The 16,784-nt window shown below is 65.4% G+C and carries 15 protein-coding genes and 1 pseudogene; 11 read left to right on the top strand and 5 right to left on the bottom strand.

The genetic code is table 11. The annotated features are described in order from the left end of the window. Positions 1–20: 20 nt before the first annotated feature. Both VZ068_RS11480 and VZ068_RS11475 read left to right on the top strand, forming a co-directional pair. Positions 21–1,649, top strand: a complete 1,629-nt coding sequence (locus tag VZ068_RS11480; RefSeq protein ID WP_349655383.1) for an MFS transporter — start codon at positions 21–23, stop codon at positions 1,647–1,649. 250 nt (positions 1,650–1,899) lie between these two features. Then, positions 1,900–1,998 (top strand): annotated as a pseudogene (locus VZ068_RS11475) (xapx domain-containing protein); the annotation flags it as partial. Positions 1,999–2,306: 308 nt separating this feature from the next. Here the strand turns inward: VZ068_RS11475 and VZ068_RS11470 are convergent. Both VZ068_RS11470 and VZ068_RS11465 read right to left on the bottom strand, forming a co-directional pair. Further along, entirely contained in the window at positions 2,307–3,131 is an 825-nt protein-coding gene (locus VZ068_RS11470) for an alpha/beta hydrolase (RefSeq protein ID WP_259152438.1), read from the bottom strand. A gap of 524 nt (positions 3,132–3,655) precedes the next feature. Then, the gene (locus VZ068_RS11465) at positions 3,656–4,990 is read right to left on the bottom strand and encodes an Nramp family divalent metal transporter (protein WP_349655382.1); all 1,335 of its coding nucleotides are present in this window, start codon (positions 4,988–4,990) and stop codon (positions 3,656–3,658) included. A gap of 144 nt (positions 4,991–5,134) precedes the next feature. Between VZ068_RS11465 and mntR the strand changes: the two genes are divergently transcribed. The 3 genes from mntR (at position 5,135) to orn (ending at position 6,770) form a co-directional block, all read left to right on the top strand. After that, positions 5,135–5,602, top strand: a complete 468-nt coding sequence (mntR, locus tag VZ068_RS11460) for a manganese-binding transcriptional regulator MntR (protein WP_259149199.1) — start codon at positions 5,135–5,137, stop codon at positions 5,600–5,602. Between the two features lie 56 nt (positions 5,603–5,658). Beyond that, entirely contained in the window at positions 5,659–6,114 is a 456-nt protein-coding gene (gene tadA, locus VZ068_RS11455; RefSeq protein ID WP_349657695.1) for a tRNA adenosine(34) deaminase TadA, read from the top strand. A gap of 71 nt (positions 6,115–6,185) precedes the next feature. Beyond that, on the top strand, positions 6,186–6,770 hold the full coding sequence (orn, locus tag VZ068_RS11450; RefSeq protein WP_005995404.1) for an oligoribonuclease: 585 nt from the start codon (positions 6,186–6,188) through the stop codon (positions 6,768–6,770). A gap of 160 nt (positions 6,771–6,930) precedes the next feature. On the opposite strand, the gene VZ068_RS11445 is transcribed toward orn, so the two are convergent. Both VZ068_RS11445 and ppsA read right to left on the bottom strand, forming a co-directional pair. Further along, a complete protein-coding gene (locus VZ068_RS11445) occupies positions 6,931–7,899 on the bottom strand; it encodes a mechanosensitive ion channel domain-containing protein (protein WP_259167812.1) in 969 nt (322 codons plus the stop codon). Beyond that, positions 7,899–10,277 carry a phosphoenolpyruvate synthase gene (gene ppsA, locus VZ068_RS11440; protein WP_349655381.1) on the bottom strand — a complete coding sequence of 793 codons (2,379 nt, stop codon included), beginning with the start codon at positions 10,275–10,277 and terminating at the stop codon, positions 7,899–7,901. The genes VZ068_RS11445 and ppsA overlap by 1 nt, the downstream gene beginning before the upstream one ends. A 142-nt stretch (positions 10,278–10,419) precedes the next feature. Here ppsA and VZ068_RS11435 point away from each other — a divergent pair, with 142 nt between their 5' ends. The 3 genes from VZ068_RS11435 (at position 10,420) to VZ068_RS11425 (ending at position 12,659) form a co-directional block, all read left to right on the top strand. Next, positions 10,420–11,241, top strand: a complete 822-nt coding sequence (locus VZ068_RS11435) for a pyruvate, water dikinase regulatory protein (protein ID WP_005995409.1) — start codon at positions 10,420–10,422, stop codon at positions 11,239–11,241. A 210-nt stretch (positions 11,242–11,451) separates the two neighbouring features. After that, the gene (locus VZ068_RS11430) at positions 11,452–11,961 is read left to right on the top strand and encodes a DUF1249 domain-containing protein (protein WP_046964107.1); all 510 of its coding nucleotides are present in this window, start codon (positions 11,452–11,454) and stop codon (positions 11,959–11,961) included. A gap of 209 nt (positions 11,962–12,170) precedes the next feature. Then, positions 12,171–12,659: an 8-oxo-dGTP diphosphatase gene (locus VZ068_RS11425; protein WP_046964106.1), complete on the top strand. Its 489-nt coding sequence runs from the start codon at positions 12,171–12,173 to the stop codon at positions 12,657–12,659. A gap of 236 nt (positions 12,660–12,895) precedes the next feature. Here VZ068_RS11425 and VZ068_RS11420 read toward each other — a convergent pair whose 3' ends face one another. Further along, on the bottom strand, positions 12,896–13,654 hold the full coding sequence (locus tag VZ068_RS11420; RefSeq protein ID WP_259167821.1) for a 3-hydroxybutyrate dehydrogenase: 759 nt from the start codon (positions 13,652–13,654) through the stop codon (positions 12,896–12,898). A gap of 83 nt (positions 13,655–13,737) precedes the next feature. Here VZ068_RS11420 and VZ068_RS11415 point away from each other — a divergent pair, with 83 nt between their 5' ends. The 3 genes from VZ068_RS11415 to VZ068_RS11405 are packed head-to-tail and all read left to right on the top strand — an operon-like array spanning position 13,738 to position 16,701. Continuing rightward, positions 13,738–14,400, top strand: a complete 663-nt coding sequence (locus VZ068_RS11415; protein WP_349655380.1) for a CDP-alcohol phosphatidyltransferase family protein — start codon at positions 13,738–13,740, stop codon at positions 14,398–14,400. A gap of 55 nt (positions 14,401–14,455) precedes the next feature. Next, positions 14,456–15,628 (top strand): class III poly(R)-hydroxyalkanoic acid synthase subunit PhaE, encoded by a 1,173-nt coding sequence (phaE, locus tag VZ068_RS11410; RefSeq protein ID WP_349655379.1) that lies wholly within the window; start codon positions 14,456–14,458, stop codon positions 15,626–15,628. Continuing rightward, positions 15,625–16,701: a class III poly(R)-hydroxyalkanoic acid synthase subunit PhaC gene (locus VZ068_RS11405; protein ID WP_259167827.1), complete on the top strand. Its 1,077-nt coding sequence runs from the start codon at positions 15,625–15,627 to the stop codon at positions 16,699–16,701. Before phaE ends, VZ068_RS11405 begins: the two co-directional genes overlap by 4 nt. Positions 16,702–16,784: the final 83 nt, after the last annotated feature.

Below are 16,784 nucleotides of genomic sequence, written 5' to 3'. Positions count from 1 at the left end.
TTCACTGGAGCCTTGCCGCGATGACTTCTTCTGCCGCACCCGCCGATAGCGGTGCCTGGGCGCCGCTGCGCGAGCCGATCTTTCGTGCGTTATGGCTGGCCATTTTAGGCAGCAACATCGGCACCTGGATCAACGATGTCGCCGCGTCCTGGGTCATGGCCGAACAGACCGGCTCGCCGTTGATGGTGGCGGCGGTGCAGTCGGCCACCACCTTGCCGGTGGTGTTGTTCGCACTGGTGGCGGGCACGCTGGCCGACATCGTCGACCGCCGCCGCTACCTGATGCTCACCCAGGGCTGGATGTTGCTGGTGGCCGCGGCGTTGGCCTTGCTATCGCATTTGCAGTTGCTCACCCCGTGGGTACTGGTGGCATTGACCTTTGCGATGGGCATGGGCGCGGCAATGGCGATGCCTGCGCAGGCGGCAATCGTGTCGGAGCTGGTGCCGCGGCCGATGCTGGCCTCGGCGGTGGCGCTCAATTCGATCGGCATGAACATCGCCCGCTCGATCGGCCCTGCGGTTGGCGGTTTGATCGTGGCGCAATTCGGGCCGCCGTGGGCATTTTTGCTCAACGGCGTGACCTTCGGCCTGATGCTGCTGGTGTTGTGGCGTTGGCGTCGCGATGCGCACGTCTCTGCCTTGCCGCCGGAGAGCTTCGGCGCGGGCCTGCGTGCCGGTCTGCGCTACGCCGCACGCGCCGGGCGCTTGCAGGCGGTGCTGATCAAGGCCGCCGGGTTCTTCCTGTTCGCCAGCGCGTTGACCGCATTGCTGCCATTGGTGGTCCGTCGCGACATGCAGTTGGGCGCCGGTAGCTACGGCATCTTGCTGGGCTGCATCGGCATCGGTGCGATCAGTGGCGCATTGCTGTTGCCACGCCTGCGTGCGCGCTACGACCGCGACCTGGTGGTGTTTGTGGCCACCATCGTGTGCGCAGCCTCGTTGCTGGGGCTGGCATTGTCGCGTCAGATCGGAGTGCTGTGCGTGGTGATGGTGGTCAACGGCCTGGCCTGGATCAGCGTGCTGTCGTCCTTGCAGATCGCCGCGCAAACGGCGGTGCCTGCCTGGGTGCGCGCACGTGCGTTGTCGCTGTACATCGTGGTGTTTTCTGCGGGTATGGCGGCCGGCTCGCTGGTCTGGGGCGCGTTGGCGCAGCGCACCTCGATCGCGACCGCCCTGCAGATTGCCGCCGTTGGTGCGGTGATCGCGGCGCTGCTGGTCAAGCGCGCACGCATTGCCGGCACCGAACAGCTGGACCTCGCCCCCGGCGGGCACTGGCCTGTGCCGGCGCAATCGGATGCGGTCGAGCACGATCGCGGCCCGGTGCTGGTGACGGTCGAATACCGCATCGCTGCCGACGCGCGCATGACCTTCCTGCAGCTGATGACGCAACTGGGCAACGCGCGGCGTCGTGATGGTGCGGTGGTCTGGGGTATCGCCGAAGACGCGGCAACACCCGGCGTGCAGCTGGAATATTTCATCGTCGCCTCGTGGCTGGAACATCTGCGCCAGCACGAGCGCGTCACCGGCGACGACCGCCAGCTGCAGGAGCAGATCCGCGCACTGCATCAAGGCGAGCGCGCGCCGGTGGTGCGCCACTTCGTCGGTGGCGGCGGTGTGGCGGTGCCGCCGCATGCGCATGCGGATATCTGAGAACCTCGACACCGCGACGCTCCCGATCGGCCCGGCGCTGAAATGGACGTCGCTTTCGGCTGCCAGATCGGCCGTGCCTGCCGCGCGTGAGGGCGGTTGCCGGCGCTGGCAACGGCTTGCGCAGGCGCAGTGCTGGAGCGCCTGCTGGCCAAACGGACAGGGCGCAACCTGCTTGCTGGCGGCGGCCGATCGGCCGCACGGTCGGCCAGGGCAGGGCGCGTGTCTTTCACCGGTCGGCGTATCGCTCGCGTTGCTGATCGATATCGGCTGCCGGCTGCCTGACCTGCCATTGCTGGCACCGCCACGGCTGAGCGTCGCGTTGCTGGTGGTCGCGCTGCGTGGCGGTTTCTTCCGGGTACTGGCTGCTGCGCTGACCGGTGGCTGGCCAGTCCATGCCTGGAGCTGGTCCGTTGCGCCTTGTTGCGACCATGCCGCGAAGCTGCACCGTTGCCACACCACTTGCTGGTTCGACATCTTGCGAGCACGGCACGGACCCGCATCGCGCCTGCACGAGGCGCATTGATGCCCGGCACGGGCGCCACTGGCAACAAGCCATCGACGCTGAGGCCGCCAGCCTGATCGCAACGCATTCCCGCGCACCAAAGCGAAAGGCCGGCTCTCACGAGCCGGCCTTTGCCTGACGCGGTGAAGCAAGAATCAGCTCTTGGCGAAGGCCAGCAGATCCTTGTTGAACTGATCGGCGTGGGTGACGGTCAAGCCATGCGGCGCGCCAGCGTAGATCTTCAGCTCGGCGTTGCTGATGATCTTGGCCGACAACTTGCCCGACGCATCGATCGGCACGATCTGGTCGTCGTCGCCATGCACCACCAGCGCCGGCACATCGATCTTCTTCAGGTCGGCGGTGTAATCGACCTCGGAGAATTCCTTGATGCAGTCGTACTGACCCTTGTGGCCTCCCAGCATGCCTTGCAGCCAGAACGAATCGCGCATGCCCTGGGTGACCTTGTTGCCGTCACGGTTGGCACCGAAGAACGGCGTGGTCAGGTCCTGATAGAACTGCGAACGGTCCTTGGCCACGCCATCGCGGATGCCGTCGAACACGCTCATCGGCAGGCCGCCCGGATTGGTCGGGCTCTTGACCATCTGCGGCGGCACCGCACCGACCAGCACCACCTTGGCCACGCGCTTGCTGCCATGGCGGCCAACGTAATGCGCCACTTCGCCACCGCCGGTGGAATGGCCGACCAGGATCGCGTCCTTCAGGTCCAGCGCGTCGATCACTGCAGCCAGGTCGTCTGCATAGGTGTCCATATCGTTACCGTCCCAGGTCTGCGAGGAGCGGCCATGGCTGCGGCGGTCGTGCGCGATCACGCGATAGCCGTGCTGACCCATGAACAGCATTTGCGGGTCCCAGGCATCGGCGCTGAGCGGCCAACCATGTGCGAAGACGACCGGTTGGCCCTTGCCCCAATCCTTGTAGAAGATGTTGGCGCCGTCGGGGCGTTTGACGAAATTGGACATCGGGTTGACTCCGTGAGTGGACGAGTGGGACGGGGTGGCAGCGGGGGCGCGTGCGGGAGCAGCGGCAGTGGCGAGCGCTGGCAATGACAACGCTGCCACGGCGACCGTGCCGGTGATGAGAAAACTGCGGCGTCCGGCGTCGGCCGGATGCGCCTCGAACGGATCCATAAATACTCCTGGGGGCGAGGGGCATGCAGCCCGGCAATGGCACGATGCGATCGCATCGCGCTTGCATGGGCCTGCGCCACGCATCGCGAGCAGGCCACGGGCGTGCCGGTGCATGCGAGCAGTAGACCGCCTGCGTTGCAGCGCAGATTGCATCTGCGTGCGCTCTACAGCGGTTATCCCCCGTGTTGCAGATCAGCTCGTTCGGTGCAGTCGATGCGCCGTTGTGGATCTTTCCGGACATCCACCTCGCATGAACGCAGTGCGGCGCTGATCAAAGCCTCAGCGTGCATCGCCGACTGGCTCTGCAGCGCGCGCCGATGCCGTGTCCCATCGACCATGCCGGTTATGCCCGCCACTCAGTGCAGTGCAGTGTCCCACAGCAGCTTGCCGTTCAAGACAATGATCACCGCCGCGATCACCCAGGCCATGCGTACCAGCCAGGCCGGCGCCACCAGCACGCCCATCAGGGTTCGGTCCGAGACAAAGCGCACCAGCGGAATCACCGCAAACGGCAACTGCATCGATAGCACCACCTGGCTCAACACCAACAGCCGCGCAGTGCCTGCCTCGCCGTATAACCAGGTCACCACCACCACCGGCACGATGGCGATGCCACGGGTGAGCAAGCGGCGCACCCACGGCGGCAAGCGCAATTGCAGGAAGCCTTCCATCACGATCTGTCCGGCCAACGTCGCGGTGACCGTCGAGTTGACCCCGGAGGCGAGCAGGGCGATCGCAAACAGGGTCGAGGCCAGCCCCACGCCCAGCATCGGCGCGAGCAAGGCATGCGCCTGTTCGATTTCCTGCACGTCGGTGCGGCCCTGCGCATGGAACACCGCTGCCGCCAGGATCAGGATCGACGCGTTGATGAACAACGCAAACATCAGCGCCACGGTGCTGTCGGTGACTGCCCAGCGCAGTGCCGAGCGACGTCCATCGTCGGTGCGCGGGTAGGCGCGCGTCTGCACGATCGACGAATGCAGGTACAGGTTATGCGGCATCACGGTGGCGCCGATGATGCCGATGGCCAGATACAGCGCCTGCGGATCGGTGACTACTTGCGCACGCGGAATGAAGCCGCCCAGCACGGCGGCGATCGGCGGTGCCGCCAGCGCGATCTGGATGCCGAAGCACACGAAGATGATCAGCAGCAACGCCATCACAAACGCTTCCAGTGCACGGAAGCCGCGATTCATCAGCAACAGCACCAGCACCACATCGATCGCGGTGATGATCGCGCCCATGGTGAGCGGAATACCGAACAACAACTTCAACGCGATCGCGGTGCCGATCACTTCGGCAAGATCGCAGGCGACGATCGCCAGCTCGCACAGCCCCCATAGCGCCAGGTTCACGCCACGCGGGTAGCGCGCGCGGCAGGCCTGCGCCAGATCCAGCCCGGTGGCGATGCCCAGCCGCGCCGACAGGCTCTGCAACACGATCGCCATGACATTGGACAGCAGGATCACCGACAGCAGCAGATAGCCGAACTGCGAGCCGCCGGCCAGATCGGTCGCCCAGTTGCCCGGATCCATGTAGCCCACCGACACCATGTAGCCCGGGCCCAGAAAGGCCAGCAGACGGAACCACCAATGGCCGTTCCTGGGCACGGCCACGCTGGCGTGGTGGTCGCCCAGCCCGCCGTTGGTGGAGGCAGGAGAGCGCACAGGGGAAAGCGTATCGGCGGACATGCAGGGGAGGCAGCGAGGGCGGTGGAATGGATGATATAGCAAGTGCTATGCTATTGAGCATTGGCAAACTCAATCGTATTGATCGGCCGCGTGCTTCACACTACGCACCCGGCACCGATGCCGGACGCGACGACGAGGATGCGGGTGGGCAAGAGCGAAAAGCTGGCGGCGGCTACGCCGTCCCTGATCGATGCGCAGGTGCATATGGAGAGCTTCCGTCAGGTGCGCGAAGCGCGCCGCGCCGAGCTGGTCGAGGACTATGTGGAGCTGATCTCCGATCTATTGGTCGACGGCGGCGAGGCGCGCCAGGTCGACATCGCCGCGCGCCTGGGCGTGGCGCAGCCCACCGTGGCCAAGATGCTCAAGCGCCTGGTACGCGACGGCTGGGTGGTGCAGCGCCCGTACCGCGGCGTGTTCCTGACCCCGGCCGGCGAGGCATTGGCAGCCTCCAGCCGCCAGCGGCATCAGATCGTCGAGCGCTTCCTGCTCGCACTGGGCATCGACGAAGCCACCGCACGTCGCGATGCCGAAGGCATCGAACACCATGTCAGCGAGGCCACCGTTGCCGCGTTCGCCGCGTTTCTCGATCGCCAGGGCGGTCCGGCGACGTGAGTGCGCCGGTCGCACCGCTGGTCGATACGTCGCAGGCGGCCATCGATACGCAGTGGATGCAGCACGCCCTGCAGCTGGCCGAGCGTGCCGAACGCGACTATGACGAAATCCCGGTCGGGGCGGTGCTGATCGACACCGATGGCAACGTGCTGGGCGAGGGCTGGAACTACAACATCGCCAGTCACGACCCCAGCGCGCATGCCGAGATCGTGGCCATGCGCGAAGGCGGGCGCCGCCTGGCCAATCACCGCCTGATCGGCTGCACGCTCTACGTCACGCTGGAGCCGTGCGCGATGTGCGCCATGGCCATGATCCATGCACGTATCGCCCGCGTGGTGTTCGCCGCCAGCGACCCCAAGACCGGCGCCTGCGGCAGTGTCTTCGACCTGTTGGCCGACCCGCGTCACAACCATCGCGTGCAGGTGGCGGGCGGCGTGCTGGCGGCAGAGGCGAGCCTGCGGCTGACCAATTATTTTCGCGCCAAGCGTGGCAAGCCGCCGCTCGTGCCCTGAGCGGCACGGCCGCGGTATGATGCGCGCCCTTTCAGTACCCCGGCCGGCAACGGCCTCCACAGGACGGTGATATGGCAGACAACGTTGCGGGCAACGACCGACTGATCTGGATCGATCTGGAAATGACCGGCCTGGATACCGATCGCGATTCGATCATCGAGATCGCCACCATCGTGACCGATGCGCAGTTAAACGTGCTTGCCGAAGGGCCGGAACTGGCCATCGCCCACCCGCTGGCCACCCTGGAAGCGATGGACGAGTGGAACCGCAACCAGCACCGTCGTTCCGGCCTGTGGCAACGCGTGCTCGACAGCCAGGTCACCCATGCGCAGGCCGAAGCGCAGACGGTGGCGTTTCTGGGCGAGTGGATCCGCGCCGGCGCCTCGCCGATGTGCGGCAACTCGATCTGCCAGGACCGCCGCTTCCTGCACCGCCAGATGTCGCGCCTGGAGCGTTATTTCCACTACCGCAATCTCGACGTGTCCACCATCAAGGAATTGGCGCGCCGCTGGGCACCGACGGTGGCAAATGGTTTTGCCAAGAGCTCGGCGCACACCGCGCTGAGCGATGTGCGCGATTCCATCGACGAACTGCGTCACTACCGCCAGTTCATGGGTGCGCTCGGCGGCGATACCGAGGCCGGCGCGCAGGGGTGATCCTGCTGCAGGACGCAGTGCATCTGGCGCACCCAGACTCGATCGCGCCCATGCCAAGGCCGCCGTCGAAATCGCAGCAGCAGCACAGCGCGCGGTGACGCAACACAAAAGGCCGCATCCTTCGATGCGGCCTTTTGCTCTTTACAGGTGACCTGGACGCTCAGCGCGCCAACGGCGGCCCCTTGGTGAGATCGCCATCGTCCGCGATGCCCTTGCGCAACAGATCCCCGATCGGCTTGCCGTCGGCATCGTGGTGATACACGTGCAGGTCGCGCTGCGGATACGGAATGTTGAGCCCGTTCTCCAGCAGCTGGTTGCGGATCTGTTCCAGCGTGGTGCTCTTGGCCGCGCCGAAATTGCCGTTGGTCGCATATGCGAACAACATCAGATCCACCGTGCTTTCGCCCAGGTTGGTGACCTGCACGAACGGTGCCGGCGACTGCAGGATGTTCGGATTGTCCTTGGCGATCTGCAGCAACAGCTGCTGGGCTTTCTTCAGGTCATCGCCGTAGCCCACGCCCACGGTCACTTCCAGGCGACGGTTGGGCAGGGTGCTGTAGTTGACGATGGGCGCGGTGGTGATGGTGCTGTTGGGCAGGGTGATCATGCGTTCGTCGAAGCTACGCAGCCGGGTCTGGAAGATCCGGATCTCGTCCACGATGCCTTCCTGGCCGGCGATCACCACGTGGTCGCCGTCGCGCATCGGCCGCAGCACGATCAGCATCACACCTGCTGCGATGTTGGACAGCGAATCCTTCAACGCCAGACCGACCGCCAGGCCTGCCGCACCGAGCACCGCAATCAACGAGGTTGGCGGTACGCCGATCTTGCTCAGCGCACTGACGAACACCAGGACCAGCAGCAATGCGTAGACCACATTGCGCAGGAAGTTGGTCAGCGTGATCTCGATGCGGGCGCGGGTCAAAGCGCGGTGCAGCCATTGGCTGAGCTGCTTTGCCAGCCACATGCCCACGACCAGAATGACAAGCGCAACTCCCCAGTTCAGCAGGATTTGCGCCCAGTCGACCTTATCCCAGCCCGTCGGTTGCTTCGGGACAGCGACTACCGTCTTGGTGGTTGCTGCAGCAGCTCCCGCTGCTGCCGCCAGTACCGCACCCAACATACCCATCAGCCCTCGCTCTTCAGCTTGGCCAGACGCAGCCAGGTATCGACCACGGTGTCAGGATTCAGCGACACCGACTCGATCCCTTCCTGCATCAGCCACTCGGCCAGCTCTGGGTGATCCGACGGCCCCTGGCCGCAGATGCCCACATACTTGCCCTTGGCGCGCGCCGACTTGATCGCCATCGACAGCAGCTTCTTGACCGCCGGATTCCGCTCGTCGAACAGGTGCGCCACGATCGACGAATCGCGGTCCAGGCCCAGGGTCAGCTGGGTCAGGTCGTTGGAGCCGATCGAGAAACCGTCGAAGATCTCCAGGAACTCGTCGGCCAACAACGCATTGGACGGCAGCTCGCACATCATGATGATCTTCAGGCCGTTCTCGCCCTGCTTGAGCCCGTTCTGCTCAAGCACCTCGATCACCTTGCGGCCTTCTTCCAGCGTACGCACGAACGGGATCATCACCCAGAGGTTGTCCAGGCCCATCTCGTTGCGCACCTTCAGCACCGCCTTGCACTCCAGCGCGAAGGCCTTGGTGAAGGACGGATCGACATAGCGGCTGGCGCCACGGAAGCCGATCATCGGGTTCTCTTCATGCGGCTCGTAGCGCGAACCGCCGATCAAGTTGGCGTACTCGTTGGACTTGAAGTCCGACAGACGCACGATCACCGTGTTCGGCGCCACCGAGGCGGTCAGCGTGGCGATGCCCTCGGCCAGGCGGTTGACGTAGAAGCTCACCGGGTCGCCATAGCCGGCGGTCTTGGCGTCGATCTTCTTGCGGACGTCGGCGTCCTGCTTGTCGTATTCCAGCAGCGCGTTGGGATGGATGCCGATATGCGCGGCGATGATCATTTCCAGACGCGCCAGGCCGATGCCGGCGTTGGGCAGCTGGCCGAAGTCGAACGCGCGCTCCGGGTTGGCCACGTTCATCATGATCTTGAGCGGGGCAGGCGGCATGTTGCCCAGGTCGGTGGTGGTGCGCTCGAACGGCAGCAGGCCGTCGTAGATGAAGCCGGTGTCGCCTTCGGCGCAGCTGACCGTCACTTCCTGGCCGTCGCTGATTACATCGGTGGCGTTGCCCGAGCCGACCACGGCCGGCACGCCGAGTTCGCGCGCGATGATCGCCGCGTGGCAGGTGCGGCCGCCACGGTTGGTGACGATGGCCGAGGCACGCTTCATCACCGGCTCCCAATCGGGGTCGGTCATGTCGGCGATCAACACGTCGCCGGCCTGCACGCGATTCATGTCGTCCAGCGAGCGCACCACCCGCGCCACGCCGCTGCCGATCTTGGCGCCGACCGCACGGCCCTCGACCAGGATCTTGGCGTCCTTGGCTTCCAGCGAGAAACGCTCGATCTGGGTGGCATGGCTGCGCGACTTCACGGTTTCCGGGCGCGCCTGCACGATGAACAGCTTGCCGCTCACGCCATCCTTGGCCCACTCGATATCCATCGGGCGGCCGTAATGCTTTTCGATCACCAGCGCCTGCTTGGAGAGCTCCTGCACGTCTTCGTCGCTGATCGAGAAGGTGCTGCGCAGCTCCACCGGTGTGTCTTCGGTACGCACGCGCTCGCCGGGCACATCCGAGTACACCATGCGGATCGCCTTGCTACCGAGCGAGCGGCGCAGGATCGCCGGCTTGCCTGCAGTGAGCGTGGGCTTGTAGACATAGAACTCGTCCGGATTGACCGCGCCCTGCACGACCATCTCGCCCAGGCCGAAGCTGGAGGTGACAAACACCACGTCGCGGAAGCCCGATTCGGTGTCCAGCGTGAACAACACGCCGGCCGCGCCCACGCCCGAGCGCACCATCAACTGCACGCCGGCCGACAGGAACACGTCTTCGTGCTTGAAGCCGTGGTGCACGCGATAGGCGATCGCGCGATCGTTGTAGAGGCTGGCGAACACTTCCTTGACCTTGTGCACGACATCGTCGGCGCCGGTCACGTTGAGGAAGGTTTCCTGCTGGCCGGCGAACGAGGCGTACGGCAGGTCTTCTGCAGTGGCAGAAGAACGCACGGCCACCGCGACGTCGCCGCCGCCATTTTCTGCGCACAACTGCTCGTAGGCGGTGCGGATGTCGCGGTCCAGTTCCGGCTGCAGCGGTGCATCGATCACCCAGCCGCGGATTTCCTTGCCGGCCGCGGTGAGTGCGGTGACGTCTTCGACGTCCAGCGTTGCGAGCTTGTCGAAAATGCGCTTGGACAGATCGTTGTGCGCGATGAAGTCCTTGAACGCTTCGGCAGTGGTCGCATATCCACCGGGAACCGAAACGCCCAGCCCGGCCAGGTTGCCGATCATCTCGCCGAGCGAGGAGTTCTTACCGCCTACGCGGGCCAGGTCGGCCAGGCGTAGCTCATGCAACCACAGGATATTCTCGTTCAAGCGCGATGCTCCGTAAGGCCATCGCCCGAGCGGGCTGAATGGCCGCGACCGTAGGAAGAAGCCGCTATGATGCAGTGCACAGCGGAGCCTGCACAAGCATGAACCCGTAACTTTTGGACACCAGTTCAAAGAGGTGGTCTTGATGTCAACAATTCGGCCGGTGTTTTACGTCTCCGATGGAACCGGTATCACCGCTGAAACGATTGGGCATAGCCTGCTCACCCAGTTCAGCGGATTCAACTTCGTCACCGACCGCATGTCGTTCATTGACGATGCAGAAAAAGCGCGCGACGCCGCGATGCGGGTGCGCGCTGCCGGCGAGCGTTACCAGGTGCGTCCGGTGGTGGTCAATTCCTGCGTCGATCCGCAGCTGAGCATGATCCTGGCCGAAAGCGGTGCGCTGATGCTGGATGTGTTTGCGCCCTTCATCGAGCCGCTGGAGCGCGAGCTCAACGCGCCGCGGCACTCGCGCGTGGGCCGCGCGCACGGCATGGTCGATTTCGAGACCTATCATCGCCGCATCAATGCAATGAACTTCGCGTTGAGCCACGACGACGGCATTGCGCTCAACTACGACGAGGCCGATGTGATTCTGGTAGCGGTATCGCGTGCAGGCAAGACGCCAACGTGCATCTATCTGGCCTTGCATTACGGCATCCGCGCCGCCAACTATCCGTTGACCGAAGAAGATCTGGAAAACGAACGCCTGCCGCCGCGCTTGCGCAACTACCGCAACAAGTTGTTCGGCCTGACCATCGACCCGGAGCGTCTGCAGCAGATCCGCCAGGAGCGTCGTGCCAACTCGCGCTACAGCGCGGCCGAGACCTGCCGACGCGAGGTTGCAACTGCCGAGCGCATGTTCCAGATGGAGCGCATTCCCACGCTCAGCACCACCAACACGTCGATCGAAGAAATCTCCAGCAAGGTGTTGTCGACCCTGGGGCTGCAGCGCGAGATGTTCTGAGCCCGGATTGGCGCGGCGGGCTTGCGGGCTGGGCAAGGGGTTGGGCAACCGGGCGGCGTCCACCATCCGGGTGCTGCCGCGACGCCGCTGACGGCTTGCTGGCAGTGCGAGGGAAATCAAGCGGGCGGGGCAGTACTCCGCCAAGGTAGGCCTGTCATTGGGCTCTCGTCAATGCTGCCCGTGCGGCAGCGCAGCGTGTAGGATCGGTGCATGGCCCAAGCATTGAGCAAACTCGAAATCATCCCCCGTCTGAGCCGTTTTGGCTGGCTGATGGGGTTGTACGCAGAAAACTTCCAGCATCTCACCCGCCTGTTTGCGCCGGCAGATCTGGCGCCTGGGTCGTATGTGTCGTCGATCGGCGATGGGCTGAACCTGCGGCTGGACGTGATCGAATGCCATCGCTACACCGTCGAGCTGCGCCTGACCTACGACCTGTGCGATCCGGTGACCGGTGAGCCGGACCCGTCTGCATATGTGCGTCTGTACCGCGATGCACGCCAGGCCGAGACCACCCATTGCTACGTGGGCCGTCGCTGGCAGGACGTGATGGGCATGTTTCCGCCGCCGGCCGAGCTGATCAGCCACCGCATGCGCATGAATACCTTCCTGGGCAAGTGGCTGGAATACCTGGCCGAACGCGGCCACGGAGTTGCCACCTTGCGGCTGGATACCGACTACGTGGCGCCGCCGCGGCCCAGCGCGCAGGCAATTGTCGGTTAAGCGCACTCAGTGGCGGGTGCCTGCGCATCATCAGCGAGCGCGGCCGTTGGCTAGGGGGGGCAAGTCGTCTGCAAGCGGGTCGGGCCTGGCCCGCGCCAAGCGCAGCCGATGCATATGTGCCACGACCGCACATCGGCCGGTCGCTGCCTGCGCCACGCGGGATGCGTGGCATCGGTCATACTGATGCGCTTCGTTGCAGATCGCGCGCCATGCCCTATACCCCGATTGTCGCCACGCTTGGCTACCTGTTGTCGCCGGACGGCACGCAGGTGCTGATGATCCACCGCAATGCTCGCCCCGGCGATCAACACCTGGGCAAGTACAACGGGCTCGGCGGCAAGGTGGAGCCGGACGAAGACGTGCTGGCCTGCATGCGGCGCGAGATCCGCGAAGAAGCCGGCGTGGAGTGCGGCGACATGCAATTGCGCGGCACCATCAGCTGGCCCGGGTTCGGCAAGCAGGGCGAGGATTGGTTGGGGTTCGTGTTCCTGATCCGCAGCTTCGACGGCACCCCGCAAACCTCCAATCCGGAAGGTACGCTGGAATGGGTGCCGCTTGCGCAGATGGACCAGGTGCCGATGTGGGAGGGCGACCGCAACTTCCTGCCGCTGGTGTTCGATGGCGACCCGCGCCCCTTCCATGGGGTGATGCCGTATCGCGACGGGCGCATGCAATCGTGGAGCTATTCGCGGGTCTGATCGATTGCCGTTGGGCTGTCCTGCACGGCCGCCACGCGTCGGGCCGCCGGCATGTAACGTCGCGCTCGCCGGGCTCACCGGTGCCGTCGGCGATCTTCGTCATCAGCAAGGCGCGATTGCCCGCACAGTTTTCCACATGCCCTGTGGATGGACGCTGCGCAAGTCTGTGGACAAGTGCGCAGCCCCCTTGCGGCGCAACGCGCTTGCGCTGGCTGGTCAAAATTTCGCCAGTGCGTTTATTGGGCGGTCCAGCCGCCATCGATGGCGATGGATTGCCCGGTGATGTTGCGGGCCGCATGCGACATCAGGAACGCTACCGTGCCGGCCAGCTCGTCGTACTCGATGAAGGCGCCCTTGGGCATCGGCTTGAGCATGACATCGCGGATCACCGCCTCTTCGGCAATGCCACGCGTGCGCGCCTGGTCGGCGATCTGGCGCTCCACCAACGGCGTGCGCACATAGCTGGGGCAGAGCGTGTTGACGGTGATGTCGCAGTCGGCGGTTTCCAGCGCGATCACCTTGGACAGGCCGACCAGGCCATGCTTGGCGGCCACATACGCGCTCTTGTAGGGGCTGGCGACCAGCGAATGGATGCTGCCGACGTTGACGATACGGCCATAGCCTGCCGCGCGCATGCCCGGCAGCACTGCACGGCTGAGCCGAGCCGCACCGGTCAGCATGACCTCGACCAGCAGCGCCCAACGCTGCATCGGGAAGTCTTCCAGCGCAGCCACCTGCTGCAGGCCGGCGTTGTTCACCAGCACCTGCGGGGGCTGCGAGGCGCTGGACAGCGCACGCGCGATGCTGTCGTCGTCGGTGACATCCAGCACAAGGGCCTCGGCCGAGCCGCCCGCGTTCCGTATGCGCTGGGCCGTGTGCCCGGCAGCGGTCTGGTCCATGTCGCTGACCAGCAGATGGTGGCCGTCGCTTGCCAGGTGGGTGGCGATGCCGGCGCCAATGCCGCTGCCCGCGCCGGTGATCAGGATGCTGCGCATCGGGAGTCCTTCTCTGTGATGCGCGGCCAGGAGCGGCCACGCTGATCGCCAGCCTAGCGGACGAGGGCGAAACGGTCGCCTGCATGGCGCGCGCGCGTTACCCTTTGCGCCTCGCTCCGATCAGGTTCCGCATGAAACGCCATTTTTCGATGCTGCGCGATTTCCAACTTGCGGACTGGTTCACGCTCGCCAACGCCTTCTGCGGGACCGGGGCGGTTTTCGCCGCGATGCGGTTCCTGCAGGAAGGACACCGGGGCGACCTGTTGCTGGGCATGGCGTTGATTCCGCTGGCATTCGTCTTCGACGCGCTGGACGGGCACGTCGCGCGTTGGCGCAAGGCGTCCTCCACCCTTGGCCGTGAGCTGGATTCGCTGGCCGACGTGATCTCCTTCGGCGTGGCGCCGGCGGCGCTTGGTTACGCCTGCGGCATGCGTGGCGGCTGGGACTGGCTGGTCCTGAGCTATTTCGTCTGCTGCGGCGTGAGCCGGCTGGCGCGCTACAACGTGACCGCCGAAGAGATCGCCGGCGAGGCCGACAAGGTGCCGTACTTCGAAGGCACGCCGATTCCGACCAGTCTGGTGCTGGTGATCCTGCTCGCGGTCGCCGCCAGCACCGGCCACATCGGCCAATCCCTGTGGTGGGGCCAGTGGCAGCTCGGGCCATGGCAGTTCCATCCGTTGGTGCTGCTGTTCGCCATCTCCGGCTCGCTGATGATCAGCAAGACGTTGCGGATTCCCAAACCCTGAGCGGCACGCCTGGTCTCACGCGGTAGGATGGCTCGGTGGATCGTCACAGGAGGGCATGATGGCTAGCAGCGGTTCGGACAACGGCAATGTCGAGGACAAGGCTCGCCAGTATTGGGCCGCCTGGGGAGACGCCATGCGCCACGGCCAGTCCGGGTCCGCCGCGCAGCCACCGCCGGCGCCCGGCGGCGACGCCCCGCAGGACTGGCGCAAGGCGGTGGACTGGTGGTCGCAGTTGCTGCCCACCCAGGCCGCGCCGCAGGCGCAGGAAGCCATCGATCGCTTTCGGACCCAGGCTGGCGGCTGGTTCGGCACCATGCAACAGGTGGCCGGGCAGTTCGCGGGCCGCGATACCTCCGCCAATGAAGTCTCCGATGCCTGGCGGCGTGCGGTGCAAGGGCAGGGCGAACAACTGATGCAGTGGACGCTGGGCTCGCTGCGCGGCGGCGGCCCGGGTGGCTTCGACCCGTGGTTGCAGGAGGCGGCACAGACCCTGGGCAAATGGCGCGAGGAAAACGCGCCGTGGCTGGACATGCCAGCCTTCGGCTTGAACCGCAATCATCAGGCGCGCCTGCAGAAACTGGCGCGCGCGCAACAGGACTATCAGGCGCAGTCGCAGGCCTATGGCGAGCAACTCAAGGCCGCGATCGAGCAGGCCTTCACCCGGTTCACCACCAAGTTGAGCGAGCACGAAAGCAGCGGCAGCCAGCTGACCAGCGCGCGCGCCCTGTTCGATCTGTGGATCGAGGCGGCCGAAGAATCCTATGCCGATGTCGCGTTGTCGGATCAGTTCCGCGACGTGTACGGCGGTTTCGCCAACGCGCATATGCGCTTGCGCGCGGCCTTGCAGGAGGAAGTAGAGCAACTCAGCGAGCGCTTCGGGATGCCGACGCGCTCGGAGATGGATGCCGCCCATCGCCGTATCGCAGAACTGGAGCGCGCGGTGCGACGGATGCTGCGTACCGCCGCCGCCAGCACCCGGACGGCGGGCAAGCCTGCCGACGCCACCCCGGACGAGCCGCAGGCCGCGCGCCCGCCAAGGCGCGCAGCGGCGCCCAAATCCGCCGCTGCGCGCAAGCCGGCCGCTGCAACCGATGCAGCAAAGACGACCGCCCCCAGGAAACCTGCGGCCAGAAAGCCCGCGACAGCGAAAGCCACATCGAAACCCTCGTCCGGCAAGGCGTCCGCCGGTAAGCCGGTCGCACGCCCGCCACGTGGAGCCAAGGCATGAAAGGGCCGTTGGGATTCAGCGCCGAAGACCTGATGCAGGAAACCCTGTCGCTGCAACGCAAGCTGCGCGAAGGCCTGAAACTGCTGCCCGGTGTGGAAGACGTCGACTACGGGGTGACCGAGCGCGAGGAAATCTGGCGCGACGGCAAGGTGGTGTTGTATCGCTTTGTCGGCGAGCAGGCGCCGGTGGCCAAGACGCCGCTGCTGATCGTGTATGCGTTGGTCAATCGCCCGTACATGGTGGATCTGCAGGCCGATCGATCGCTGGTCAAGGGCCTGCTGAGTCACGGCCAGGACGTGTATGTGCTGGACTGGGGCTACCCGGATCGCTCCGAGCGCTACCTCACGCTCGAAGACTATCTGCTGCGCTACATCGATGGCGCGGTGGACCACCTGCGTGCGCAATCGGGGCTGGATGCGGTGGACGTGCTGGGCATCTGCCAGGGCGGCACCTTTTCGCTGTGCTACGCCGCGCTGCAACGGCACAAGGTGCGCAACCTGATCACCATGGTGACGCCGGTGGATTTCCACACGCCCGACAACATGCTGTCCAACTGGGCGCGCATGGTCGATGTGGATCTGTTCGTGGACACCATGGGCAACGTGCCGGCCGATCTGATGAACGCCAGTTACCTGATGCTCAAGCCGTTCCGGCTCAACCTGCAGAAATACGTCGGCTTGCTCGACATCCTCGACGACAAGCAGGCGCTGGAGGACTTCTTGCGCATGGAAAAGTGGATCTTCGATTCGCCGGATCTGGCGGGCGAGGCGTTCCGCGAATTCGTGACGTTGTTCTACCAGCGCAACGGGCTGGTCACCGGCCAGGTGAGCATCGGCGGGCAGGCGGTGGATCTGCAGGACGTGGACATGCCGGTGCTCAACATCTACGCCGAACACGACCATCTGGTGCCGCCCGATGCCTCGCGTGCACTGCGTGGGCTGGTTGGCAGCGACGACTACAGCGAGCTGAGTTTTCGCGGCGGGCACATCGGGATCTACGTGTCCGGACGTGCCCAGCGAGAGGTGCCGGTGGCGATCCATCGCTGGTTGCAGGAGCGCGACCGCAGCGCCTGACGCGCCGCGTGCAACCGCCGATCCGTGTGCGATCGCCGCCCATCACGGCCCGCTGCCGCGCGGTTTTTTAGACTGCGCGCTAC

The sequence above is a fragment of the Xanthomonas sp. 10-10 genome (assembly GCF_040182365.1).
Lineage (GTDB): Bacteria > Pseudomonadota > Gammaproteobacteria > Xanthomonadales > Xanthomonadaceae > Xanthomonas > Xanthomonas arboricola_F.
The sequence above is the reverse complement of the archived record's forward strand: the minus strand, read 5'-3'. Positions and strand labels throughout refer to the sequence as shown.